The following is a 24,833-nucleotide window of genomic DNA, read 5'->3' as shown; positions in this document are numbered from 1 at the left end:
ATGATGTCGATAAGCACCCTCTCCCGCCACCTGTTGCCGCTCGCCACCGTGCTGGCGCTGGCCGCCTTTGCGTTCACCGGCAGCGACTACTACACCGGCCTGGCCATGAAGATCATGATCTACGGCCTGTTCGCGCTCAGCCTGCAGCTGCTGGTGGGCGGCGTGGGCCTGGTCAGCCTCGGACACGCCGCCTTCTTCGGCCTGGGCGCCTACGCCGCCGCGCTGCTGGCGCCGTCGTCCGAAGCGGGCTCGCTCTGGCTGCTGCTGCCGGCCGCACTGATGATCGCCGGGCTGTATGCCCTCGTGACCGGCGCCCTGGTGCTGCGCACCCGCGGCATCTACTTCATCATGGTCACGCTCGCCTTCGCGCAGATGGCGTATTACGTGATGCACGACACCAAGCTGGGCGGCGGCAGCGACGGCATCTATCTCTATTTCAGGCCCGAGCTCCGGCTCGCGGGGTGGCTGCCGTTCGACCTCGCCGACGGCAACACGTTCTACTTCTTCGTGCTGGCCTGTCTGTGCATCACCTGGGTGCTGCTGGCCCTGATCCGCCGATCGCCGTTCGGCGCGGCGCTCGCCGGCATCCGCACCAACGAGCAGCGCATGCGCGCCGCCGGCTATTCCACCTACCCCTACAAGCTCGCGGCCTACGTGCTGGCCGGCACCCTCGCCGGACTCGCGGGCTTTCTGTATGCGCTCAAGGACGGCTTCGTCACGCCCGAGCTGTTGGCCTGGGAACAATCCGGGCTGGTGCTCCTGATGGTGATTCTCGGCGGGTTGTCACGCCAGGGCGGCGCGGTGCTGGGCGCCGCGGCCCTGGTGCTGCTGCAGGAGCTGTTCCAGTCGCAGGAGATCTTCGGCGACTACGCGCGCCACTGGCACCTGTCGCTGGGCCTGGCCATCATCGCGCTGGTCGCCTGGTTGCCCGATGGTCTCATCGGCCTGGTGCAGCGGCGGACGCCACCGGCCGCCCCGCCCCCGGCCGCCGCCGCGCGGACCAGCGCGGACGACAAGGCGCAGCCGCTGTCCGTTTCCGGAGACTCCCATGCCTGACGCCCTGCTCTCGGCCCATGCCATCACCCGCCGCTTCGGCGGACTGCTCGCGGTGGATGCCGTGTCACTCACGCTCGCGCGCGGCGCCGTGCACGCGGTGATCGGCACCAACGGCGCGGGCAAGTCCACCCTGATCAATATTCTGTCGGGCGAGCTGGCGCCCACCAGCGGCCGCGTCACGCTGTCCGAGGTGGATGTGAGCGCCTGGCCGCAACCGCGCCGCGCCCGCGCCGGTCTGGGCCGCACCTATCAACGCTCCACGATCTTCCCCACCCTGTCGGTCTACGAGAACTGCCGGCTTGCCGCGCAGGCCCGCCACCAGCGCTTCTGGCATTGGCTGGCCGACGCGCAGGCCTGCACGTCCAGCGCCGAACGCGCGCACGTCGCGCTGGACCGGACGGGGCTGGCCGGTCAGGCGAACAGCCTGGCGGGCGCGCTGCCCCACGGCCACAAGCGTCAGCTCGAGATCGCCATGTGCCTGGCCGGCGGCCCGACCGTGCTGCTGCTCGACGAACCCCTCGCCGGCATGGGCCCCGAAGAAACGGAGCGCATTCTGGCGCTGCTGGACGAACTGCGGCGCGATCACGCGATCCTGCTGGTCGAGCACGACATGGACGCGGTGTTCCGCGTGGCCGACACGATCACCGTGATGGTCAATGGCAGCACGCTCGCCAGCGGCACGCCCGCCGCCGTCCGCGCCAACGCCGACGTGCAGACCGCCTATCTGGGAGAACACGCATGACCGCCGCGCTGGTGCAGACCCGGGAACTCCATACGCATTACGGCGCGAGCCATGTGCTGCGCGGCGTCGATCTGGAGATCGCGCCCGGCGAGGCCATCGGTCTCATCGGACGTAACGGCATGGGCAAGACCACCCTGATCCGCACGCTGTTGGGTCTGGTGCGTCCGACCCAGGGCAGCGTGCATGTGGACGGGCGCGATTGCACGCGCGCCCAGCCCCACGCGATCGCGCGGCTCGGCATCGCCTATGTGCCCGAGGGCCGCGGCATCTTTCCGAACCTGAGCGTGCGCGAGAACCTCCTGGTGGCCGCGCGCCGCGGCCGGGGCGCGCGCGCGGGGTGGGACTACGAACGCGTGCTCGCCACGTTTCCGCGCCTGTCCGAGCGGCTGCAGCACGGTGGCCAGCAGCTCTCGGGTGGCGAGCAGCAGATGCTGGCCATCGGCCGCGCCCTGATGACCAATCCCGAGCTGCTGGTGCTGGACGAAGCGACGGAAGGCCTCGCGCCGCTGGTGGTGGCCGAGATCTGGCGCATCATCGCGCAGATCCGTGCCACCGGCATCTCGACCCTGATCGTCGACCGGAATTTTCGCGCCGTGCTCGATCACACCGATCGCTGCGTCGTGATGGAAAAAGGCCGGCTGGTCGAAGGCGGCGAGAGTGCCGCGTTCGCCCGCCGACCCGAGGCGCTGGCGCGCTACCTGGGCGTCTAGGTCGACGCCCGGGATCGCGGTCAGGTCAGAAAACTGATCGCGACCACCGTGGATGTGATCAGCCCGATGACGACCGGCACGAACAGGCGCCGCACGAGATCGAGCACGGACACGCGCGCAAAGCCGGCCACCGCGATCAGCGAGGACCACGCCACGAGCGTGCCGCCGCCGGTCCAGATTGCCCCCATCTGTCCGATCGCGGCGAGCGTGGCCGCGTCCACGCCCGAGGTCGCGCCCAGCGCGCCGGACAGCGCGCCGGTGAGCGGCAGGCCCGAAAAGCCCGAGCCATCGATGCCGGTGATGATGCCGACCAGCAGCACGCCGAAGCCGACGACGAAGGCGTTGTCCGGAATGAAGCCCTGCGAGGCCTGCAGCAGATCGAACAGCAGATTGGGCGCCTGCCCCGGCGCCGCGCCCAGGATATTGGCGGCCTGATCCGGCGCACCCAGAAAGAAGAAGCCGGCGATCGGCAGCACCGAGCCCATGGCCTTGAACGCGAACACGAAACCGTCGGTCACGTGATCCGCCGCGGTGTTGAGGAAGTCGCGCCCGGCGACGCCGGCCGCCGTCGCGGCCACCATCAGCAAGGCCGCCGTACCGCCCACGAGCGCGGCCGCCTCGCCGCCGCGCAGCGGCGGCAGATTGGGAAAGAGGCGCGGCGCCACCATCACCAGCACGATGGCGAGGAAGGCGAGCGGCGTCACGATGGCGAACACGCGTGACCACGCCGTGTCCGGCACCGCGACGGGCCCCGGCCCGTACTCGACCGCTTCGGCCAGGGACTCTTTATCCATCGTGCCTGCCTCTTCGACCGACTCCGGCACGGCCACGGCCTTGCGCTGCCAGGCCGCCAGCAGGCGCTCGGAAGGCGCCACGATCTCGCGCCGCATCGCCAGGTAGGCGAGGGCCAGCGCCAGCAAGCCGGTCACCAGCGACAGCACCAGCGTGCGTTCCGCCACCAGCGCGACGGCCACGTTGGCGGCCTTGGCACTGATCCCCGGCGCCACGCCGATCACGTAGTCGGACGACAGCGCCATGCCCTGCCCGGCGATCGCGATCGCACACGCGGCGCCCAACGGCGGCAGGCCTGCCGCGATGGCGGCGGGCAGCAGGATCGCGGCCACCAGGGGCACCGCCGGCGTGGGCCAGAAGAACAACGAGATCAGGTAAGTGGCCAGCGCCAGCACCACGAACGCGATGTGGCCGTTGGTCATCACCGCTCGAAACGGCTGCACCATGCGCACATCCGACCCGAGCGTCTTGAGCGAGTTGAGCAGCGCGGTCATGAACGCGATGACCAGAAAGATGTTGAACAGCTCCTTGGCCGCGGTGAAGCTGGCGTTGAACACGGCGGTCACGCCGGCCACCACGCTGCCCCCCGCGAACGCCATGCCCACGAGCATGGTGGCGACCAGCGACGGCACGACGACGTTGGCCCGGAAGATCATCGTGACGACGATGACCAGTACACCGAGCAAATACATCCAGTGCGCCGCGGTAATGACGACTTCCTGATTCATGAACTTCCCCTTGTACGCCGAATGGATCGGCTGTTTGTCGCATCGGACGCCACCCCCGCTCTGGACGGCGAGGTGCGTGGCGATTCGTATACTATATTCGTTCTAGACAAAAAGTCGCGTGTTCTATGGTTTGTCCAGAAAACCGTGGAATTTCGTATAACGCGTTGTTTTTTATAGGTTTATTGGCAGACACGCAGACAAACCCCAGGAGCAGGAGTTTCCCGATTGACGAGAGATTGAATACGATATACGTTGAAAACTCCTCGCCACCCCCGCTCCCCGTCCATGACTCCAGGCAGCCAGCACGCCCCTTTGTTCGCGCTCGTGCAGGACACGTTGCGCCGCCGCATCCTGACCGGGCACTACCAGCAGGGCGAGCGGCTCGTCGAAGGCGATATCGCGCTGGAGATGGGGGTTTCGCGCATCCCGGTGCGTGAGGCCCTGCGGGCGCTCGCGTCGGCAGGGTTGGTGCGCATCGAACCGCGTCGCGGCGCATCGGTGACGAGCCTGTCGCGCGAGCACGCGCACGACATCGTCGAAGTCCGCGCCACGCTCGAAGCACTCAACGCCCGGCTCGCGGCCGAGCGCCGCGACGCGCCGCAGATGGCGGCGCTCGACAGCGCCATCCGCGCGGGTCAGGCGGCCATCGAATGCGGCGACATGCCGGCGCTGCTCGAGCAGAACCGGCGCTTTCACGACCTGCTGGGCGGCGCGAGCAGCAATGCGGTGCTGCAGGACCTGATGCGCTCGCTGCGTGACCGCACCGCGCTGCTGTTCTCGCGCAATCACAGCGCGCGCGCCACCCAGATCTGGCAGGAGCACGCGGGCATCCTCGGTGCCGTGAAGGCGGGCGACCCAGAACTCGCGAGCATGCTGGCATCGCGCCACGTGCATCACGCCGCGCAGTGGTATTTCGAGCGTGGCGCGCCCGCGCGGCGCGCCTAGGTCAGCCGGCGGCGTCCCACGCCGCCAACTCGGCGTCGCTCAGGCCCTCGCGCAGACTCGCGATGAACGCCTTGGCCGCGTCCGGCAACACGCGTCCAGCCAGCGTCTGAACCTCGAAGTGGCGCTCGTTCATCTCGCGATCGCGCAGCGGCACCGCCACCACTTCCTTGCCGCGCAGGCGGTTCCGGGCCGCCAGCTCGCCACAGAAAGCCACGCCGCCGCCCGCCCCCGCGAACGCGACCAGCGCATCCACACTGCGGCTCGAAAACACCGGCTCGCAATGCAGTTGCTGACGGCTGCAGCTGATGTCGATCAGTTGGCGCAGCGTCGACTCCGTGTCGGGCAATGCCAGCGGATAGGCCATCAACTGCGCGAGCGACAGCTCCGGCTGGCGCGCCAGCACGTGATCCGCGGCCACCACCGCGCGCACCGGCGCGGGCATGCGCAGCTCCACCCTCACGTCGCGATGGGAGGTCAGGCTCAGCGTGATGCCGATGTCGGCCGCGCCATCGCGCACCCGCAGCGGCACCTCGCCTTGCGAACAGATATCCAGGGTGAACCGGATGCCGGCATAGCGCTGGCGAAACGTCGCGATCGCGACGGGCACGAAGTCATGCGCGAAACCTTCCGTGCAGACGATGCGCACCAGGCCCTGACGCAGGCCGCGCAGGCTCATGATCTCGCCGGTGATCCGATCGATGTCGTGTTGCGCCCGCTTGGCATGGGCGGCCAGCAGCTCGCCGGCCGCATTGAGCGCCATGCCGCGCGCGCGCCGCTCGAACAACAGGGTGCCGAGCGCGCGCTCGAGCCGGGCGATCTGCCGGCTGACCGCCGACGGCGCCACGTCCAGGCGCTCGGCGGCCGCGCTGACCGAGCCGCAGCGCACCACTTCGAGGAAGTAGCGCATCGCCATTTCTTGCAGGATTTGCGGGTCCATAGGGTTCACCCGAGGTTTGCGGGAAACGCAAAGCACCATTCTAAGCATTCATATTGCTGCAACGCGAGCGTCACGCCTAGCATGTGCGCATCACCGGTGTCACCGCTTTGTCATACCTATGAACGTGTCCTCTTCTTCGCTCTCTCCTGAATGGCTGCAGACGCTGCGCGCGGCCCGGCCCGTACTGTGGACGCGTTCCGACACGCCGTCGGCTCACGCCGCTGCGTTCAGCCTGGCCGATGTGCAGGCGGCCCAGGCACGCTTCACCCGCTACGCCCCCTTGCTGGCTCAGCTGTTTCCCGAGCTGACGGCCACGCAGGGCGTCATCGAGTCGCCGCTGCTCGACGCGAGCGCGATGCAGGCGGCGCTCGAGCTGCCGCCCACCGCGGGACGCCTGTGGATCAAGGCCGATCATGTCCTGCCCGTGGCGGGCTCGATCAAGGCACGCGGCGGTATTCACGAGGTGCTCGAGTTCGCGGAACGCCTCGCGCTCGAACAGGGCTTGATCCAGCCCGGCGACGACTACCGCAAGCTTGCGACGCCCGAGGCCCGTGCGTGCTTCGGCCGCTATCAGGTGGCGGTCGGGTCGACCGGCAACCTCGGACTGTCGATCGGCGTGATCGCGTCGGCGCTGGGCTTTCGCGCCGCGGTGCACATGTCGGCCGACGCCAAGGCCTGGAAAAAGGCGCGGCTGCGCGCGCGTGGCGTCGAAGTCGTCGAGCACGAGGGCGACTATGAAAAAGCGGTGGCCGCGGGCCGCCGCCAGGTGGAGGCCGATCCTCACGGCTACTTCGTCGACGACGAACGCTCGGCGTCGCTGTTTCTGGGTTACGCGGCGGCCGCGCTGTACCTGCGCGACCAGATCGCGCAGGCCGATATCCGCGTGGATGCGGAGCATCCGCTCTTTGTCTACCTGCCCTGCGGCGTGGGCGGCGCGCCGGGCGGCATCGCGTACGGCCTGTCGCTGCTTTATGGCGAACACGTGCACTGCTTCTTCGCCGAGCCCGTGCAATCGCCCTGCTTCCTGCTGCGCATGATGTCCGGTGAAGGCCAGCTGCCCGGCCTGCCGGTACCGCCGTCCGTGTACGACATCGGCTTGAACAATCTCACCGACGCCGACGGCCTCGCCGTGCCGCGGGCGTCGGAGCTGGCCTACACGGCCGTCGGCGGGACGCTCGCGGGCGTCTACACCGTGACGGACGACGCGTTGCACGCCGACCTCGCCCGCCTGCACGACAGCACGGGCCTGCGTATCGAGCCGTCCGCCGCCGCGGGTTTCTCCGGCCCGGGCCTGCTGCTGGGCAGCCCCGCCGGTCAGGCCTGGCTGCAGGCGCGGGGGCTGCAGCCGCACCTGAGCCGCGCCACCCATCTGGCCTGGACCACCGGCGGCCTGTTCGTGCCCGCCGAAGAATATGAGCGATTCCTGAGCCGCGGGCATTCGCTCGTGGCCGGCAACCAGGCGCCGACAGACGCGCCCCCCCTCCACCACCCCCAATGAGTATGACAATGAAAACTGCCTTGATCGCGCTCGGCGCCGCCCTCGCCGGCGCGCTGGCCGCCGCCGCACCCGCGAGCGCCCAGAACACCTACCCCACGCGCCCCATCACGCTCGTCGTGCCGTTTCCGCCGGGCGGCGCCACCGATGTGCTCGGCCGCGTGGTCGCGCAGAAGCTCGGTCAGGAAATCGGTCAGACCATCGTGGTGGAAAACCGCGCGGGCGCGGGCACGGCCATCGGCGCCGGCTTCGTCGCCAAGGCGGCCCCCGACGGCTACACGCTGCTCATCAGCTCGGGCACCACGTTCACGGTCAACCCCGCCATTCAGAGCAAGCTGCCCTACGACCCGGTGAAGAGCTTCGAGCCCATCGGCATTCTGGGCCGCACCGGCCTGGCCCTGCTGGCCAACCCCAAGGTCCCGGTCAAGAACCTGAAAGAACTGGAAGCCTACGTGAAGGGACGCGGCGCGGATCAACCGGCCTACGGTTCGTTCGGCGCGGGCACCACCGCGCACTTCGTGGGCGAGGCCTACCTCGCGGCGGCCGGCATTAAAATGACGCATGTGCCCTACAAGGGCAGTTCGCCTGCCATGACCGACCTGATCGGCGGCCAGATTCCGTTCTCGGTCGACACCGTGGCGGCCGCGCTGCCCCAGAGCAAACAGGACAAGGTGCGCGTGATCGCCGTGTCCGCGCCCCAGCGTTCGGCCTTCCTGCCCGACGTGCCCACGTTCGCCGAGCAGGGCTATCCCACGGTGAACATGGACACCTGGCTCATGCTGACCGCCCCGCGCGGCCTGCCCGCCGACGTGAAGGCCCGCCTGGAAGGCGCGCTCAAGGCCACCCTGGCATCGCCCGATGTGCGCAAGAGCCTCGAGGCGCAGGGCTTCGAAGCGGCCTACGCCAGCGCGGCCGACGGCGAGGCGCTCATCCAGAAAGAGCTGCCGATCATGCGTGACCTCGCGCAGCGCGCCAATATCAAACTCGATTGAAGGAAGCAGGACATGAGCCTGGACGATTCGCTGGTTTCCCTGACGGCCGTGGAACTGCGGCGCCTGATCGGCGCACGGCAGCTTTCGCCGGTGGAATTGCTCGAGGCGTGCATCGCACGCATCGAAGCCGTCAATCCGTTCATCAATGCCATCACGGCCACCGCGTTCGACCGGGCTCGCGAAGAGGCGCGCGCCGCCGAGCGCGCGGTCATGGCCGGCGAGGCGCTCGGCCTGCTGCACGGCTTGCCCATGGGCGTGAAGGACCTCGAGCCCACGGCCGGCCTGCTCACGACCTTCGGCTCGGCGATCTATCGCGATCACGTGCCCACCGAAGACGTGGCGCTGGTGGCGCGCCTGCGCCGCGCGGGCGCCATCGTGGCGGCCAAGACCAACGTGCCCGACATGGGCGCGGGCGCCAACTCGCGCAATACCGTGTGGGGCGCGACCGGCAATCCCTTCAATCCCAACCTCAACGCCGGCGGCTCCTCCGGCGGGTCCGCGGCCGCGCTGGCCAGCGATCTGCTGCCCGTGTGCACGGGTTCGGACACGGGCGGCTCGCTCCGCATTCCGGCGGCGAAGTGCGGCGTGGTGGGATTCCGCCCGTCGCCGGGCGTAGTGCCCAGCGTGCGCAAGCCGCTGGGCTGGACGCCGATCTCGGTGGTCGGCCCGATGGGCCGCACCGTTGCCGACGCGTGCCTGCAGATGGCCGCGAGCGCCGGTCCCGATGCGGGCGATCCGCTCAGCTATCCGCTCGATCCGCTGCAGTTTCTGAATCCCGGCACGGCCGACCTGGGCCGCCTGCGCGTGGCCTACACCGAAGACTTCGGCCTGTGCGACGTCGACGACGGCATCCGCGCGACGTTCCGCGCCAAGATCGCGGGCATGCGCCATCTCTTCGCGGCCTGCGATCCGATCGATATCGACTTCGGCGATGCGCACCGTTGCTTCGACATCCTGCGCGCCGAGGCCTTCGTGGCGGGCATGCGCGACGCCTACGAAAAGGATCCGGCCAGCCTCGGCCCGAATCCGCGCGCCAACTTCGAAATGGGCGCGGCCATGAGCCTCATGGACTGCGCCTGGGCGCAGGCCGAGCAGACCCGGCTCATCAAGCGCTTTCAGCGCGTCTACGACGACTACGACCTGATCCTGTCGCCGACCACGCCCGTCTCGCCGTTCCCCTGGACGCAGCTCTACGCCGACACCATCAACGGCAAGCGCCAGGAAAACTACTATCGCTGGCTGGCCCTCACCTACGTCATCACCCTCACCACCCATCCCGCGCTGACGCTGCCTTGCGGCCGCGACCAGAACGGCATGCCGTTCGGGCTGCAGATGGTCGGGCGGTTTCGGGGCGATCGCGAGGTGCTGGCGGCGGCGCAAGGCATGGAACAGGCCTTCGCCGGCATCGAGGGGCTGCAACGCCCGCGCCCCGACATCGGCGCGCTCAAGCCCGCCGACCCCGCGCTCACGTCCATCGTGACGACGCCGCCGGTGCTGAACGCACGCAGAGGCGCGGGCGGCGAGGTGTCGGCCGTCTGACGCGGGTCGTATCGCCCGGTCAGACGGGATCGGTGGCCCGCCCCGGCTCGCCCGCGGGCGGGTCGAGGTCCAGCCACACGCGGCGCATCGTGGGATCTTCCGGATCCGCGTCGTTCGTGAAGCCCAGCCGCGTCATCAGCGTGAGCATGGGGCGGTTGGTCGACAGCACCAGGCCGTCGATGTATTCCAGCCCCTGCTCGCGCGCGGCCTCGATCAGCGCCGACATCAATTGCCCGCCGAGCTTGCGGCGTTGCCAGTCGTCGCCGATCACGAGCGCGTACTCCGCGCCGCGGCCGTCCGGATTGCGCAGGTAATGCGCGAAACCGATGATCACCTCGCGCGGATGACCGCGATTGGCCGGATTGGGCACCTGCGTGGCGGCCACCAGCGCGAGCTCGCGGTGGTAGTCGACCTGCGTATAGCGCGACACCATCCTGGGAGTGAGCTCGCGCATCATCGACACGAAGCGCATGTAGCGCGAGCGTTCCGACAGGCCGCGAATGAATTCCTGCAGTGGTTCGCCGTCTTCGGGCCGGATCGGCCGGATCACCCACGGCGTGCCGTCGTCGAAGCGGCGCACCTGCACCAGCCGGGCCGGATACGGATGGATGGCCATATGCGGATAGCCGCTCACCTGCGGCGATTCGCAGGCGGGCTCGGCGGTGAGCGTGATCTTCAGTCCGCCCGCGCGCAGCTGGCTCTCGCCGGCGTGCAGCGGATCGATATCGAGCGACTCGATATCGGGTAGCTCCGACACGAGCTCCGATACCTGCACCAGCGCATGCTGCAGGGCGTCGGCCGCGGCGTTGCTCACCTGCGGCGCCAGCACGCGACGCCAGAGGCGGCTGCGCTCGATCATCTGACGCGCCAGATAGCCGTTGAGCGGCGGCAGGTCCATGCCGCGGTCGGCGCTCAGGATTGCGTCGGGGCCACCCGCGCCGAACCGGATCACCGGCCCGAAGTTGGGATCGCGCCGCACGCGGATCGCCATCGGTCGCGATTCGGTCTCGACCGGCCGCACGTCGAGCGGACCGGCGCGCAGCGGTACATAGAACAGATCCAGCAGCGTGCGGCAATCCGCCGGCGACAGCTCGCGCAGACCCTGCGCGCGCGCCTGCGCGACGATGTCGCGCGCCGCCGCCACGTCGGGCACCAGGCTCGGCGGCTCGGGCGGCTGCGTCTGCAACAGCAATTGCTGGTTGTAGAAATGCGTGGCCAGCACGCCGAAGGCATCGGCGGCCGACTCGGGCGTGCGGAAGGCCGGCGTGCCGGCATCGTCCAGCATGCGGCGCAACGGCCGCATGCCCGCATCGCCCATGAAACAGGTGACCACCGGCTTGCGCGCCTTGGGCGCGATCTGGGCGAGCTGGCGCGCCACGGCCGGCATATCGGCCAGCGCATCGGGCGCGAGCAGCACCAGCACGCCGTCGACCGCGTTGTCGGCCAGCAGGCTGTCGAGCAGCGACTGCATGCGCTCGGGATTCAGCGGCGTGTAGGTGATGACCGGATTGTCGGTGGCGGCGTCCGGCTCGAGCATCGCGGCCAGTTCGCGGCGGGTGGCCGGCGCGAGCTCGGCGCGCATCACCGCGGCATCCGGCCCGATCAGATCGAGCGCCAGTTGCGGCGGGCCGCTGCCGTTGGACAGCAGCGCCACGCGCCGCCCGCGCGGCCGGCGCGCATAGCCGAGCACCTTGACCGCCGAGAACAGCTGCACGAAGTAGCGCACGCGCACCGCGCCGGCACGGCGCAGCGCGGCATCGAACACCGCGTCGGCGCCATCGTCGTCGGCGCGTCCGGCCTTGAGCACGATCACGGGCTTGACGCTGGCGGCCGCGCGCAGCGCGCTCATGAACTCGCGCGCCGGGCCCACGTCTTCGAGATAAAGCACGATGCTGTCGGTGCGCGGATCACTGGCCAGGAAATCGAGCACCTGCGACAGGCCCACCACGGCCTCGTCGCCCAGCGACACGGCCGTGGAAAATCCGATGTGCACATCTTCGGCCCAGTCCATCACGGCGGCCATGATCGAGCGCGACTGCGCGACCAGCGCGACCCGGCCGGCCCGCGCGAGCGTGGGGTGCTGGCTCAGGTTGAGCCCCGCGTGCGGGCGTTGCGCACCGAACGATCTCGGTCCGAGCAGCTCGCACTGATGCGCCTCGGCCCAGCTGCGGCACAGCGCCTGCGTGCCTCGCGGGTACGGGTCGGGCAGCTCGTGCGGCAACAGGATCAGCGCGCGCGGCGCGAGCGCGCCCAGGCGGCGCAGCGTTTCGGGCAGCACGGCGGGCGACACGCACACCAGCGCCAGGTCGGGCCGTTCGCCCGGCGCCAGGCCGGCGCAGGCTTCGGGCAGCAGCGGCGCCTCGCCGCAGTCGGTGTCGACGAGGGTCGTGCGGGCGCGCAGCTCCGCCGGCAACACCGAGGCGGCCGGCAGGCTGCGGTCGGCCACGATCAACAAGGATCGCGGCTCGAACATCGGGGCGAGGGCATGGCGCAGCATCGCGGTCTGGACACTCATCTAAAATGGCGTTCATCGTAACAATAACTCGACACGGCGAGCCGGCCACGGCGCGCTATTTTCCAAGGAGCGCGCCGTTCACCGCCGCGCCAAGGTCCGCCTATGACTTCCCAAGCCTCGAAACCCGTACGCACCCGCTTCGCCCCCTCGCCCACCGGCTTCCTGCACCTGGGCGGCGCGCGGACCGCCCTGTTCTCGTGGGCCTTCGCCCGCCACCACAAGGGCGTGTTCGTGCTGCGCATCGAAGACACCGATGTCGAGCGCTCCACCGACGCCGCCGTGCAGGCCATCCTGGACAGCATGGACTGGCTCGGCATGCAGCCCGACGAAGGCCCGTTCTATCAGATGAAGCGCATGGATCGCTACCGCGAAGTCCTGGCCGGCATGCTGGAAGCGGGCACCGTGTACCACTGCTACAGCTCGCCCGAAGAAGTCGAGGCCATGCGCGAAGCCGCGCGCGCCCGTGGCGACAAGCCGCGCTACGACGGCACCTGGCGCCCCGAGCCCGGCAAGACCCTGCCGCCGGTGCCCGCCGACCGCAAGCCCGTGATCCGCTTCAAGAACCCCCAGACCGGCGCCACCAGCTGGGATGACATGGTCAAGGGCACGATCAGCTTCGACAACACCGAGCTCGACGACCTGATCATCGCGCGCCCGGACGGCACGCCCACCTACAACTTCTGCGTGGTCGTCGACGACTGGGACATGGGCATCACCCACGTGCTGCGCGGCGACGATCACGTCAACAACACGCCGCGTCAGATCAACATCCTCAAGGCGCTGGGCGCCGAGCTGCCGCAGTACGGCCACGTGCCCATGATCCTGGGCCCGGATGGCCAGAAGCTGTCCAAGCGCCACGGCGCGGTCAACGTGATGGACTACGACGCCCAGGGCTATCTGCCCGAGGCCATGGTCAATTACCTGGCGCGCCTGGGCTGGAGCCATGGCGACGACGAACTGTTCTCGCGCGAGCAGCTGGTCGAGTGGTTCGACACCGACCACCTCACCAAGTCCGCCTCGCAGTGGGATCCCAAGAAGCTCAACTGGGTCAATGCGCACTACATCAAAGAGATGGACAGCGCCGAACTCGCCCGCCGCGTCGCGCCGCGTGTCGAGCGTCGGGGTGGCAACCCGGCCGCCGCCGACCTGGCCGCCGTGATGGGCCTGCTCAAGGACCGCGCCGAAACGCTCGAGCAGCTGGCCGACGACGCCATGCTGTTCTGCGGCGAATTCGTGCCGGCCAATGCCGAGCTCGCCGCGCAGCACCTCACGCCCGCGGCGCGCGAGGCCCTGGCGGCATTCGCCCAGGCCGCCGCGAGCGCCGACTGGACCCGCGAGGGCGTGTCGGCCCTCATCAAGCAGGTGCTGGCCGAACGCGGCATCAAGATGCCGCAGCTGGCGATCCCGCTGCGCGTGGCCGTGTTCGGCCGCCCGCAGACGCCGGCCGTCGACGCCGTGCTGGCGTTGCTGGGCAAGGACAAGGTGCTCGAACGCCTGGCCAACCTGCCCGCCTGAGCGCGCGTTGCGGCCACGAAAAAGCCAGGGCATGCCCTGGCTTTTTTGTTTGGTGCGAGGGGCGCGCCGCCCCCGCGTTCAGGCCGCCTGCACCGCCGCGCGATGCCGCTGGAACAGCGCGCGGGCGAATCCCGCGCTCAACAGCGGCAGCAGCACGGCCGCGGCGGCGAACAGCACGCCCGCGCCCGCCGCATCGATCACAAGCCCGCCCACCGCCACGCCGGCCGCCTGTCCCATGAACAGGCACGACGCGAACCATGCCACGGCCGTGCCGCGAGCGCTCGGCACCATTTGCGTGGCGTTGGTCTGCAGCGTGGCGTGCAACAGGTAATAGCCGAAGCCGGCCAGCACGCTCGCCACGAGGCCGAAGGCCCAGACGGGCCCGAGCCAGTATGCGAGGAACGCGATGCACAGCACCAGCCCACCCGCCACGACCATGCCGCGTTCGCCCAGGCGCTTGACCAGACGGCCCGCCACCACGGTGTAGGCCAGCCCGCCGAAGGCGTACACAGCAACGAGCGCGCCCGCCGCGGTCAGCGAGATGCCGAAGCGATCATGCAGATAGGCGGGTGCGAAGGCCAGCGCGCCGAACACCAGCAAGCCCTCGCAAAACACCGTGAAGAGCACCACCCGCGCCCATCGCACCTGCAGCACCGTGCGCGCCTGCGCGACGAAGCCCTGCACGGCGGGCGCCTGCACGATGGCGATGCCCGCGGCGCGCTGACGCCCGACCTCACGCGTGAGCAGCAGCCCCACCACCAGATAGCCCAGCACCAGCGTGGCGAACGCCGCGCGCCAGCCGATGGTGTCGGCGAACAGCCCGCCCGCGAGCTGGCCCGCCGCCATGCCGAGGATGGTGCCCGTCAGGAAGCGCGCCAGCGTCGCCTGACGCCGTTCGTACGGCACGTTGTCGCCGATCCAGGCCATCGAGAGCGGCACGATGCCGGCCCCGGCGGCGCCGGAGAGCGCGCGGCACAGCACCAGCCAGTCGAGGCTTTGCGCGAACACGGCGCCCAGGCTGCCCAGCGCGCACGCGTAGGTCGCGATCGAGATCACCCGGTACTTGCCGAACCGGTCGCCCACCGGACCGAAGAACATCTGCAGCACGCCATACGCCACCGCGAAGGCGGTCACGGCATGCGCCGCCTGGCCCGTGGACGTGCCGAAGTCGGCCGCCAGCTGGGGCAGCATGGGATCACAAATGCGGAAGGCGCTGGCGCTGACGAAGGCGGCCAGGGCGAGCAGCGCGATGGCGCGCGACTCTGAATACGCGGTGGTCATGGCGAAGGCGTAAGGAAGGGGACGGACGACAAGCCCGCCACCTTACACCCGGCGCCTGCGTTTGACGACTGCCTCAATAAGGCATGCGATAGCCGGGCTGCATCCGCTTGGCCGTGATCGACTGGCCGTTGGACTTCATCTCGCGCAGCGCCAGCTTGGAACGGTCGACGGACTCGACGCGGTAGGCGTTGCGATAGATCGGATCATCGGCATCGACCGGCTCGCCGTTCGATTGCGTGGTCTGCAGCGTGTAGACGCCGTTGTCGTGCGTCCAGCAGCCCGTTTCGCGCAGCGCCGGGCGCGTGCGCTTGCCCACCTTGAGCTGCGTTTCGTAACTCATCGTCCCATCGGCAGACAGGACGGTAAGCGATTGAAAGTCGCCGGCGAAGCCGCGCGGGCGCGACACCGAATACCACGTGCCGACCAACGGACTGTTGGCGGCGGCGGGTGTGCACGCGACCTTCCGGGGAGGCGCCGGCTCGGCGGGGACCGCGGCGGCCCCGGATTGTTTTTTGGTGACGCAGCCTGCCAGCGCCACACCAATGACCAGCCCCACGCCCACGGCGCGGGTCCACGACAGATACGAACGAATCATGACTTCCTCGGGACCACCCCTGCACGATCTGCCGCACGCATTTTTCGAATGCACATGCGCGGCATGCACGCACTCTAAATAGCGGCGTGAGACAAATCAATGCGCTTCTGCAGGCGGTGCATCGGCGCGGCGCAGAGTGTTGTAAATCGGCTCGGAACCCGCATGGTTACACGGTTTTCGAACCGCCCCCGTCAGTTTGGTGACAGCATTTTTCGAGCTGCGCGTGCCGATCGTGGCAGGCGTTCGCGAGCTCAGAGCGGCAGCTTCACCTCGTGTTTGATCTCGCGCAGCGCGACGATCGTGCGCGTCTGGCGGATGCCCGGCAGGTTGAACAGAAAGCGATGCATGAATCGGTCGTACGCATCGGTGTTCTCGACCAGGATGCGCAGCAGGTAATCCGAGTCGCCCGTGACCGCGTAGCAGTCGACGACCTCGGGCGCGTCGCGCACTGTCCGTTCAAAGTTCTCGACGTTGGTGGCGGCGTGCCGCTCCAGGCTGATCTGCACGAACATGCAGGCGCCCAGCCCCACCTTGCTGCGATCGATCTGCGCGCCGTAGCCCTGGATCACCCCGTTGGCCTCGAGGGCCTTAACCCTGCGCCACACCGGTGCGGCCGACAGGCCCACCGATTCCGACAGCTGCTGCGCCGAGGCGCGCCCGTCGTCCTGCAGGGCCCGCAGAATGCCCAGGTCGGTCTTGTCCATGATGTCTCCTCTTATATATATGCAGACGGCGTTCAGCCAGATACGCGCCCGGAACGAAACGTTCATTTCAAATTATAGGGAATCCACGATCCGATAACGCAATAAACGCCGAGGCTTGCGCACCTATCATGACTAAAAGCCCAAGGAGCGCGCAGCATGGACGGCACCCCGGCAGTCGAACCCTCTCTCGACAGCGACTATCAACTTTCGGACAACCTCGTACGCGAGCGCGGCCGCATCTTTCTCACCGGCACCCAGGCGATCGTGCGCATGGTGCTGGCGCAGCGCCGCGCCGACCGCGCGCGCGGGCTCAACACCGCGGGCTTCGTTTCCGGCTATCGCGGCTCGCCGCTGGGTGGCGTCGACATGGCCATGTGGAAGGCACAGAAGGCGCTCGACGCCCATGACGTCACCTTCATGCCCGGCATCAACGAAGACCTCGCCGCCACGGCGGTGATGGGCACGCAGCAGGCCGGCATGCGCGAAGACCGCAAGGTCGATGGCGTCTTCGCGCTCTGGTACGGCAAGGGCCCGGGCGTGGACCGCGCCGGAGATGCCCTGCATCACGGCAACGCGGCCGGCGCCTCGCGCCACGGCGGCGTGCTGCTGGTCGTGGGCGACGATCACACCGCGGTCTCGTCCTCGATTCCGCATGCCAGCGAGACCTCGCTGATCGGCTGGCAGATCCCGATCGTTCACCCGGCCTCGATCGACGAGTACGAGACCTTTGCCTTGTGGGGCTGGGCCCTGTCGCGCTACAGCGGCAGCTGGGTCGCGCTCAAGGCCACCTCCGAATCCGTCGAAACCGGGCAGTCGTATGTGAGCGCGCCCCCGGCGCGCTTCGACATGCCCGACGATGGCGAAGCCGCCGAGCGCGAGTACAACGCGCGCGACTTCCTGTCGCTCGCCATCGAAACCCGCATGCACCGCCGCCTCGCCGCCGTGCGCGCATTCGCCCGCTCCCACAGCCTGGACCGCCTGATCGCGCCCGCGCCGCAGGCGCGCGTGGGCATCGTCACCGCGGGCAAGGTCACGCTCGACACGCTCGAGGCGCTGGCGCGCCTGGGCATCGACGTGCACGCGGCGCAGTCGCCGGTGCGCGTCTACAAACCCGGCCTGGTCTGGCCCATGGATCGCGAGCGTCTGCTCGCCTTCGCCCAGGGCCTGACCCATATCCTGGTCATCGAAGAAAAAGCCGGCGTCATGGAGCCGCAGATCAAGGACATGCTGTTCAACCTGCCGGACCGGCCCACGGTGTGCGGCAAGACCGGCCTCGATGGCGAAACCCTGATCACCACCGCCGGCCAGTTGCGCCCGTCGCAGCTGGCCGCGCCGCTGGCGTCGTGGCTCGGCCGCACGCTCGGCCTGCATGCCAACGTCGACGGCGAGGCCTTCGCCTGTCCGCAGCCGCTGGCCAACGAAGCCGACGGCATGCGCCGCCGCCCCTACTTCTGCTCGGGCTGTCCGCACAGCACGTCCACCAAGGTGCCCAAGGGCAGTCAGGCGCTCTCGGGCGTTGGCTGCCATTACATGGCCGCCTGGATGGAGCGCGACACCGGCGGCCTGACCCAGATGGGCGGTGAAGGCGTGGACTGGATCGGCCTGTCGCGCTACATCGACACGCCGCATGTGTTCCAGAACATGGGCGAAGGCACCTACTACCACTCCGGATACCTGGCGATCCGCCAGGCGGTGGCGGCGGGCACCAATATCACCTACAAGATCCTCTTCAACGATGCGGTCGCGATGACCGGCGGCCAACCGGTCGACGGTCCGATTTCGGTGCCGCAGATCTGCCAGCAACTGCGCGGCGAGAACGTCGCCCGCATCGTCGTCACCAGCGACGAACCCGAGAAGTATCGCGGCGTGGACCTCGCCGGCGTGCCCGTGCACCATCGCCGCGAACTCGACGCCCTGCAGCGCGAATTGCGCGCCACGCCCGGCGTGACCGTGCTGATTCACGACCAGACCTGCGCGGCCGAGAAGCGTCGTCGCCGCAAGAAGGGCCAGTTCCCCGACCCGGCGCGCCGCATGCTGATCAATGCCGCGGTCTGCGAAGGCTGCGGCGACTGCGGCGTGCAATCCAACTGCCTGTCGGTGGTGCCGCTCGAAACGCCCTACGGCCGCAAACGCGCGATCGACCAATCCAGTTGCAATAAAGACTTCTCCTGCGCCGAGGGTTTCTGCCCGAGCTTCGTGTCGGTGATGGGCGGGTCGCTCAAGAAGAGCGCCGCCCCCAAACCCGACATGGATCGCCTGGCCGCGCGGATCGCGGCGCTGCCGTTGCCGCTGGTGCCCGAACTCGACGCTCCTTATCGCCTGCTGGTGGCGGGCATGGGCGGCACCGGCGTCATCACGATCGGTGCGCTGGTGTCGATGGCCGCGCATCTGCAGGGGCTGTCGGCCAGCGTGCTCGACCTGACCGGCCTGGCCCAGAAGGGCGGCACGGTCGTGAGCCACCTGCGGCTCGCGCCGGCGCACGCCGCGCCCGGCCCGGTGCGGCTGGACTGGCAGCAGGCCGACGCCGCCATCCTGTGCGACCCGCTCGCCGCCACCGCCCCCGACTCGCTCGGCGCGCTGGCGCACGGCCGCACCCGCGTCACGGTCAATACCTATGTCGCGCCGGTGTCCGATTTCACGCGCAACCCGGATGCACCGCTCAACGCCCCGGCGCTGCTGGCCAAGATCGAGCACGCCGCCGGCCGCGAGCAGACGGCCGCCATCGACGCGCACGCCGCGGCGCTGGCGCTGTTCGGCGACAGCATCCTCTCCAATATCTTCATGCTGGGTTACGCCTGGCAGCGCGGCGATGTCCCGCTTTCGCACGCCGCGCTCGACCGCGCGATCGAGCTCAATGGCGTGGCCGTGGCGTCGAACCGCGCGGCCTTCAATGCCGGCCGCCTGGCCGCGCACGAGCCCGAGGCGCTGGCCGGCATGCTCGCGCCCAAGGCCCAGGTCATCAAGCTGCAGGTGCCCGAGACCCTGGCCCAGGTGGTGGCGCGCCGCGAACGCGACCTGACCGCCTACCAGAATGCCGCCTACGCCCGCGCCTACCGCGAGGTGGTCGACGCCGTCGCGGCACGCGAGCGCGAACTCGCGCCCGAGGCGCGCAGCCCGCGTCTGGCGCTGGCGGTCGCCCGCGGACTCTATAAGTTCATGGCCTACAAAGACGAATACGAGGTCGCCCGGCTGTACTCCGACCCCGCCTTCCAGGCGCAGCTCGATGCCCAGTTCGAGGGCGACTACACGCTGCGCTTCCATATGGCACCGCCGCTGCTGGCGCGCAAGGATCCGCACACCGGCGTGCCGCGCAAGATGGCCCTGGGTCCGCGCACCCGCACGGTCCTGCGCTGGCTGGCGCACGGCAAGCGGCTGCGGGGCACCTGGGCCGATCCGTTCGGCCGCACCGCCGAGCGCCGCACCGAACGCCAGCTGATCGACGAGTACCGCGCGCTGGTCCAGCGCCTGGTCGACGGCCTGACCGCGGACAAGATCGGCGAAGCGGCTACAATCGCTGCCCTTGCTGAATCGGTCCGTGGATACGGACACGTCAAGGAAGCCGCCATCGTCCGATATCGTGAAGAATGTGCGCGCCTCCTGACGAGCTTTGAAACGCCTGGGTTTGTCGCCATCCCGGTGCGCAGAAGCGCATAAATAGCCATTCTGAGCGGTCACTAACCGGGGCGCGCCAGTGAGGGCGCGCCCTGTGCATTTCGTAACAACTATATCGGGTCCCCGTCACGCGAGTGTCTTGTAGCGAACCCCCTCCCTCACTAGAATTAGTGCGGCGCGCGGGGTGGTACACTACATATAGTGGTCATTCCTAGCTGGACCCACGACCCCGCGTCGAACTTTTTCCGTCCAGCATTGCGTCCCCGCATACCGAATTCATCAGCACCCTGGCATGGCACTGGCCATGTCTTATCCATTCTTTTCGCATTCCCACAGGAGCTTCCATGCAGACTACGATCGCCTCTGTGACTCGGCCCTCCGCCGTGCCGCCCGAATCCAACGACGCCCAACCGGGCACCCCGACCGGCCAGTTCGCCAGCTACAACATCATCCGCCGCAACGGCTCGGTGGTGGGCTTCGAACCCGGCAAGATCGCCATCGCCATGACCAAGGCCTTTCTGGCCGTCAACGGCGGCCAGGGCGCTGCCTCGGCTCGCGTGCGCGAGCTCGTCGAGCAACTAACCAGCCAGGCCGTCAACGCCCTGGTGCGCAACCGCCCCGGTGGCGGCACCTTCCATATTGAAGACGTGCAGGATCAGGTCGAACTGGCCCTGATGCGCTCGGGCGAACACGACGTCGCGCGCGCCTACGTGCTCTACCGCGAAAAGCGTTCGCAAGAGCGCGCCGCCGCCGCCGAAGTGCTCGACAAGTCCGCACCGGCCGCCCAGGAACACGTGCTGTACGTCACCGACAACGGTGCCCGCCGCCCGCTCGATCTGTCCGCCCTGCGCGCCACCATCGAAGCCGCCGGCGTCGGCCTGACCGAATTCATCGACACCGAGACCATCCTGAAGGAAACGGTCAAGAACCTGTACGACGGCGTGCCGATCGACGAAGTGTTCAAGTCGGCCATTCTGTCGGCGCGCGCGCTGGTCGAAAAAGACCCGGCCTACAGCCAGGTCACCGCCCGTCTGCTGCTGCACACGGTCCGTACCGAAGTGCTGGGCGAAGAAGTGTCGCAGGCCGACATGGCCTCCCGCTACGCCGAGTACTTCCCGACCTTCATCACCCGCGGCATCGAAGGCGGCCTGCTGTCGCCCGAGCTGGCCAAGTTCGATCTGGTCCGCATCGCCGGCGCCCTGAAGGCCGAGCGCGATCTGCAATTCGGCTACCTCGGCCTGCAGACGCTGTACGACCGCTACTTCCTGCACATCCGCGGCACGCGCATCGAGCTGCCGCAGGTGTTCTTCATGCGCGTGGCCATGGGCCTGGCGCTGCGTGAAGCCGACCGCGAAGCCCGCGCCATCGAGTTCTACGAAATCCTGTCGTCGTTCGACTTCATGAGCTCGACCCCGACGCTGTTCAACTCCGGCACGCTGCATTCGCAACTGTCGTCGTGCTACCTGACCACCGTCTCCGACGACCTCGAAGGCATCTACGACGCCATCAAGGAAAACGCGCTGCTGGCCAAGTACGCCGGCGGCCTGGGCAACGACTGGACCCCGGTGCGCGCACTGCGCAGCCACATCAAGGGCACCAACGGCGAAAGCCAAGGCGTCGTGCCGTTCCTGAAGGTCGTCAACGACACCGCCGTGGCGGTGAACCAGGGCGGCAAGCGCAAGGGCGCGGTCTGCACGTACCTCGAGACGTGGCACCTGGACATCGAAGAATTCCTGGAGCTGCGCAAGAACACCGGCGACGAACGCCGCCGCACGCACGACATGAACACGGCGAACTGGATTCCCGACCTGTTCATGAAGCGCGTCATGGAAGGCGGTGAGTGGACGCTGTTCTCGCCGTCCGACTGCCCCGACCTGCACGACAAGTACGGTGCCGAATTCGAAGCGGCCTACGTGGGCTACGAAGCCCGCGTCGCCAGCGGCGAACTCAAGCTCTTCAAGAAGATGCCGGCGCTGTCGCTGTGGCGCAAGATGCTGTCGATGCTGTTCGAAACCGGCCACCCGTGGATCACGTTCAAGGATCCTTGCAACATCCGCTCGCCGCAACAGCACGTGGGCGTGGTGCACAGCTCGAACCTCTGCACCGAGATCACGCTGAACACCAACGAGAAGGAAATCGCGGTGTGCAACCTGGGTTCCGTGAACCTGGTCGCGCACATGAAGCCTTCGGCCAATGGCGGTTTCGAACTCGATCACGACAAGATCAAGCGCACCGTGAGCATCGCGATGCGCATGCTCGACAACGTCATCGACATCAACTACTACGCTGTCGAGAAGGCGCGCAACTCCAACGATCTGCATCGTCCGGTCGGCATGGGCATCATGGGCTTCCAGGATTGCCTGCACATGATGCGCGTGCCGTACGCATCGCAAGACGCGATCGAATTCGCGGATCGTTCGATGGAAGCCGTGTGCTATCACGCGTACTGGGCATCGAGCGAACTCGCGCAAGAACGCGGCCGCTACAAGTCCTACGATGGTTCGCTGTGGTCGCGTGGCATCCTGCCGCAAGACACGTTGAAGATGCTGCGTGATGCACGCGGTGGCTTCGTTGAAGTCGATGAGTCGAGCACGCTTGATTGGGATGCGTTGCGTGCGCGCATCAAAGAACACGGCATGCGCAACTCGAACAGTGTCGCTATTGCCCCAACCGCGACGATTTCCAATATCATTGGTGTATCTGCGTGCATCGAACCCACCTTCCAGAACTTGTACGTCAAATCGAATCTCTCCGGCGAGTTCACGGTCGTTAACGATTACCTCGTGCGTGACCTGAAGAAACTCGGTCTCTGGGACGAAGTCATGGTCGCCGACCTCAAGTACTTCGACGGCAGCCTGTCCCGTATCGATCGCGTACCTTCCGAACTCCGCGAACTCTACGCCACCGCGTTCGAAGTCGAACCGAGCTGGCTGGTCGAGTGCGCGTCGCGTCGCCAGAAGTGGATCGATCAAGCGCAGTCGCTGAACATCTATATGGCAGGCGCGTCGGGCAAGAAGCTCGATGACACCTACAAGCTGGCGTGGCAGCGTGGTCTCAAGACCACCTACTACCTCCGCACGATGGGTGCCACCAGCGCCGAGAAGTCCACGGGCCGCGGCGGCGAACTCAACGCCGTCAGCGCCAGCGGCCACAGCGCCGCGGCATCCGCAGCAGCAGCACCTGTTTTGCCTGAACCCGAAATCGTCGGGGCGGCGTGCACTATGCGACCGGGTGATCCCGGCTTCGAAGAGTGCGAGGCCTGCCAGTAACCGCCACCGGAGAATTCGATCATGCTTAATTGGGACAACGACAACCTCGCCACGCAACCCGCGAAATCGCCGGAGTCTTCCGGCGCGGGTAAGGGCGCGTCCGGAGACGACTCCGTGCGCGCCGCGACGGGGGTGTTCGGTGATTCGGCGCTGCCGACCCCGTCCGCGCCGTCGCACGCCGCTTCGCTCTCGACCAGCGGCGCCACCGCCGGTCGCGTGCGGGTCGCCGACAAGCGCATCATCAACGGCGAAACCGACGTCAACCAGCTGGTTCCGTTCAAGTACAAGTGGGCCTGGGAAAAATACCTGGCCACGTGCGCGAACCACTGGATGCCGCAAGAAATCAACATGTCGCGCGACATCGCCCTCTGGAAGAACCCCAACGGGCTCACCGAGGACGAGCGCCGCATCGTCAAGCGCAACCTGGGTTTCTTCGTGACCGCCGACTCGCTCGCGGCCAACAACATCGTGCTGGGCACCTATCGCCACATCACGGCGCCCGAATGCCGCCAGTTCCTGCTGCGCCAGGCATTCGAGGAAGCGATCCACACCCACGCTTATCAATACATCGTCGAAAGTCTCGACCTGGACGAAGCCGAGATCTTCAACGCCTACAACGAGGTCCCCTCGATCCGCGCCAAGGACGAGTTCCTGATCCCGTTCATCGAGGCGATTGCCGATCCGGATTTCCGCACGGGCACGCCCGAAGCGGACCAGACGCTCCTCAAGTCGCTCATCGTGTTCGCGTGCCTGATGGAAGGCCTGTTCTTCTATGTGGGCTTCACGCAGATCCTCGCGCTGGGCCGCCAGAACAAGATGACCGGCGCCGCCGAGCAATACATGTACATCCTTCGTGATGAGTCCATGCACTGCAACTTCGGCATCGACCTGATCAACACCGTGAAGCTCGAGAACCCGCACCTTTGGACGCCGGAGTTCCGCGAAGAAATTCGTGAACTCTTCCAAAAAGCGGTCGAACTCGAATACGCTTACGCCGAAGACACGATGCCGCGCGGCGTGTTGGGCCTGAACGCACCGATGTTCAAGTCTTACCTGCGCTTCATCGCCAATCGTCGTTGCCAGCAGATCGGCATCGAACCGCTGTTCCCCCAGGAAGAAAATCCCTTCCCGTGGATGGCGGAAATGATCGACCTGAAGAAGGAACGCAACTTTTTCGAGACTCGCGTGATCGAATACCAGACCGGCGGTACGCTGAGCTGGGAATAAGACCTCTCTGTACTCGCCGCTCGCTGGCTGTTGGCCAGTCGAACGGCGAGCATGGGATGCCCCGGTCAGTGTTCGGACACGTAGGACGTAGCGGTAGGCATGTGCCTACCGTCGCCATTTGAGATGGCTCGCGCACGAGGCGAGGGCCATATCAAATGGCTGTGCTGAATTCATTAGCG

17 protein-coding genes are annotated in these 24,833 nt (G+C 67.8%); 11 read left to right on the top strand and 6 right to left on the bottom strand.

Annotation, left to right across the window (positions count from 1 at the left end; genetic code table 11):
• The first annotated feature begins 3 nt into the window (after nucleotides 1–3).
• The 3 genes from CEK29_RS02385 to CEK29_RS02375 are packed head-to-tail and all read left to right on the top strand — an operon-like array spanning nucleotide 4 to nucleotide 2,508.
• On the top strand, nucleotides 4–1,056 hold the full coding sequence (locus tag CEK29_RS02385) for a branched-chain amino acid ABC transporter permease (protein ID WP_094857214.1): 1,053 nt from the start codon (nucleotides 4–6) through the stop codon (nucleotides 1,054–1,056).
• On the top strand, nucleotides 1,049–1,798 hold the full coding sequence (locus CEK29_RS02380) for an ABC transporter ATP-binding protein (protein WP_094857213.1): 750 nt from the start codon (nucleotides 1,049–1,051) through the stop codon (nucleotides 1,796–1,798). The genes CEK29_RS02385 and CEK29_RS02380 overlap by 8 nt, the downstream gene beginning before the upstream one ends.
• The gene (locus CEK29_RS02375) at nucleotides 1,795–2,508 is read left to right on the top strand and encodes an ABC transporter ATP-binding protein (protein ID WP_094857212.1); all 714 of its coding nucleotides are present in this window, start codon (nucleotides 1,795–1,797) and stop codon (nucleotides 2,506–2,508) included. The genes CEK29_RS02380 and CEK29_RS02375 overlap by 4 nt, the downstream gene beginning before the upstream one ends.
• A 20-nt stretch (nucleotides 2,509–2,528) precedes the next feature.
• Here CEK29_RS02375 and CEK29_RS02370 read toward each other — a convergent pair whose 3' ends face one another.
• A complete protein-coding gene (locus tag CEK29_RS02370; protein WP_094857211.1) occupies nucleotides 2,529–4,028 on the bottom strand; it encodes a hypothetical protein in 1,500 nt (499 codons plus the stop codon).
• Between the two features lie 285 nt (nucleotides 4,029–4,313).
• Here CEK29_RS02370 and CEK29_RS02365 point away from each other — a divergent pair, with 285 nt between their 5' ends.
• A complete protein-coding gene (locus tag CEK29_RS02365) occupies nucleotides 4,314–4,973 on the top strand; it encodes a GntR family transcriptional regulator (protein ID WP_094798591.1) in 660 nt (219 codons plus the stop codon).
• Nucleotide 4,974: 1 nt separating this feature from the next.
• Here the strand turns inward: CEK29_RS02365 and CEK29_RS02360 are convergent, their stop codons facing one another.
• Nucleotides 4,975–5,910 carry a LysR family transcriptional regulator gene (locus CEK29_RS02360; protein ID WP_094798590.1) on the bottom strand — a complete coding sequence of 312 codons (936 nt, stop codon included), beginning with the start codon at nucleotides 5,908–5,910 and terminating at the stop codon, nucleotides 4,975–4,977.
• Between the two features lie 118 nt (nucleotides 5,911–6,028).
• Here CEK29_RS02360 and CEK29_RS02355 point away from each other — a divergent pair, with 118 nt between their 5' ends.
• From CEK29_RS02355 to CEK29_RS02345, 3 genes are read left to right on the top strand one after another with little or no spacing between them, the layout of a single operon-like run.
• Nucleotides 6,029–7,408 (top strand): D-serine ammonia-lyase, encoded by a 1,380-nt coding sequence (locus tag CEK29_RS02355; RefSeq protein ID WP_094798589.1) that lies wholly within the window; start codon nucleotides 6,029–6,031, stop codon nucleotides 7,406–7,408.
• Nucleotides 7,409–7,410: 2 nt separating this feature from the next.
• On the top strand, nucleotides 7,411–8,397 hold the full coding sequence (locus CEK29_RS02350) for a Bug family tripartite tricarboxylate transporter substrate binding protein (protein ID WP_094798588.1): 987 nt from the start codon (nucleotides 7,411–7,413) through the stop codon (nucleotides 8,395–8,397).
• A 12-nt stretch (nucleotides 8,398–8,409) separates the two neighbouring features.
• The gene (locus tag CEK29_RS02345) at nucleotides 8,410–9,936 is read left to right on the top strand and encodes an amidase (protein WP_094857210.1); all 1,527 of its coding nucleotides are present in this window, start codon (nucleotides 8,410–8,412) and stop codon (nucleotides 9,934–9,936) included.
• A gap of 19 nt (nucleotides 9,937–9,955) precedes the next feature.
• Here CEK29_RS02345 and CEK29_RS02340 read toward each other — a convergent pair whose 3' ends face one another.
• Nucleotides 9,956–12,433 carry a bifunctional acetate--CoA ligase family protein/GNAT family N-acetyltransferase gene (locus tag CEK29_RS02340; protein WP_094857209.1) on the bottom strand — a complete coding sequence of 826 codons (2,478 nt, stop codon included), beginning with the start codon at nucleotides 12,431–12,433 and terminating at the stop codon, nucleotides 9,956–9,958.
• A gap of 120 nt (nucleotides 12,434–12,553) precedes the next feature.
• Here CEK29_RS02340 and gltX point away from each other — a divergent pair, with 120 nt between their 5' ends.
• Nucleotides 12,554–13,966 carry a glutamate--tRNA ligase gene (gltX, locus tag CEK29_RS02335; protein WP_094798585.1) on the top strand — a complete coding sequence of 471 codons (1,413 nt, stop codon included), beginning with the start codon at nucleotides 12,554–12,556 and terminating at the stop codon, nucleotides 13,964–13,966.
• Between the two features lie 78 nt (nucleotides 13,967–14,044).
• On the opposite strand, the gene CEK29_RS02330 is transcribed toward gltX, so the two are convergent.
• The 3 genes from CEK29_RS02330 to CEK29_RS02320 form a co-directional block, all read right to left on the bottom strand.
• Nucleotides 14,045–15,247: an MFS transporter gene (locus tag CEK29_RS02330; RefSeq protein WP_094857208.1), complete on the bottom strand. Its 1,203-nt coding sequence runs from the start codon at nucleotides 15,245–15,247 to the stop codon at nucleotides 14,045–14,047.
• 73 nt (nucleotides 15,248–15,320) lie between these two features.
• Complete coding sequence (locus tag CEK29_RS02325; protein ID WP_094798583.1) at nucleotides 15,321–15,842, bottom strand: hypothetical protein; 522 nt, start codon at nucleotides 15,840–15,842, stop codon at nucleotides 15,321–15,323.
• A 251-nt stretch (nucleotides 15,843–16,093) separates the two neighbouring features.
• On the bottom strand, nucleotides 16,094–16,546 hold the full coding sequence (locus tag CEK29_RS02320; protein WP_094798582.1) for an Lrp/AsnC family transcriptional regulator: 453 nt from the start codon (nucleotides 16,544–16,546) through the stop codon (nucleotides 16,094–16,096).
• Between the two features lie 156 nt (nucleotides 16,547–16,702).
• Here CEK29_RS02320 and CEK29_RS02315 point away from each other — a divergent pair, with 156 nt between their 5' ends.
• From CEK29_RS02315 to CEK29_RS02305, 3 genes are all read left to right on the top strand, one after another.
• Nucleotides 16,703–20,200, top strand: coding sequence for an indolepyruvate ferredoxin oxidoreductase family protein (locus CEK29_RS02315; protein ID WP_094857207.1), 3,498 nt, complete (start codon nucleotides 16,703–16,705; stop codon nucleotides 20,198–20,200).
• 302 nt (nucleotides 20,201–20,502) lie between these two features.
• Complete coding sequence (locus CEK29_RS02310) at nucleotides 20,503–23,427, top strand: ribonucleoside-diphosphate reductase subunit alpha (protein WP_094857206.1); 2,925 nt, start codon at nucleotides 20,503–20,505, stop codon at nucleotides 23,425–23,427.
• Nucleotides 23,428–23,448: 21 nt separating this feature from the next.
• On the top strand, nucleotides 23,449–24,654 hold the full coding sequence (locus CEK29_RS02305; protein ID WP_094798579.1) for a ribonucleotide-diphosphate reductase subunit beta: 1,206 nt from the start codon (nucleotides 23,449–23,451) through the stop codon (nucleotides 24,652–24,654).
• Nucleotides 24,655–24,833 lie beyond the last annotated feature (179 nt).

It is taken from the genome of Bordetella genomosp. 5, assembly GCF_002261475.1.
Classification (GTDB): domain Bacteria; phylum Pseudomonadota; class Gammaproteobacteria; order Burkholderiales; family Burkholderiaceae_B; genus Bordetella.
Note: the sequence above shows the minus strand (reverse complement) of the source record. Positions and strands in the feature narration are given on the sequence as shown.